The organism is Halostella pelagica (assembly GCF_004762015.1).
Taxonomy (GTDB): Archaea; Halobacteriota; Halobacteria; order Halobacteriales; family Natronoarchaeaceae; genus Halostella; species Halostella pelagica.
The window spans coordinates 1-742 of the sequence record NZ_SJES01000016.1; the positions used below are offsets into that span (position 1 = coordinate 1).

1 protein-coding gene is annotated in these 742 nt (G+C 56.7%); it reads left to right on the forward strand.

The window, feature by feature from the left end; translation table 11 throughout:
• The first annotated feature begins 59 nt into the window (after window positions 1-59).
• Window positions 60-734, forward strand: coding sequence for an IS6 family transposase (locus EYW42_RS19365; RefSeq protein WP_135537080.1), 675 nt, complete (start codon window positions 60-62; stop codon window positions 732-734).
• Window positions 735-742 lie beyond the last annotated feature (8 nt).

A 742-nucleotide genomic window follows, 5' to 3' on the forward strand; every position in this document is an offset into this window, starting at 1 on the left:
GGCACTGTCTAGTTAGGCCAGTTTGAGAAGCGAGCAGGTCGTAGAGTTTGTTTGGGACAATGCTCGCAGACCTGCTCAGTGAGTGCTACGCGGCGGAATTTGATGAAACTTGGGAGCGGGAACGGACGGCGACGCCCGTCAGGGCGTTCGCCGTCCGGCTCCATTCGACTGGTTGTTCGCTTCGAGAGACACAAGCAATTCTTCGCTCACTCGGCGTTGAACGCTCTCATCAGGCAATCTGGAACTGGGTACATCGGCTAGCTGACAGCGTGCCAGACCCGCAGACGGCGAAGCCGTCGAGGGTCGCGGTTGATGAAACCGCTGTCAGGATTAACGGCGACCGATCTTGGCTGTATGCTGCAATAGACCTCGACACGAAACTCGTTCTCGACATCGCGCTCTTTGGGAGGCGAGGCACCGATCCAGCTGCTGCGTTTCTGCATGGACTCTCCGAGAAACACGATCTCTCCGACGCTGTTTTTCTCGTTGATGGCTACGGCTATCCGACTGCCCTCTCCCGGTTAGGATTGAGCGGTCACCTCGACTACGTCGATCGAAACCACATCGAAAAGTGGTTTCACACGCTCAAAATGCGGATCGACCGCTTCCACAACTCGTGGGTCGGCAGTCGGGCGAGCGTCAGAGAGTGGCTTGAACAGTTCGTACACTATTATAACACGCAGCGACCGCACCAGTCACTCAACGGACAGACGCCAGCAGAGGTGCTAAACTAGACAGTGCC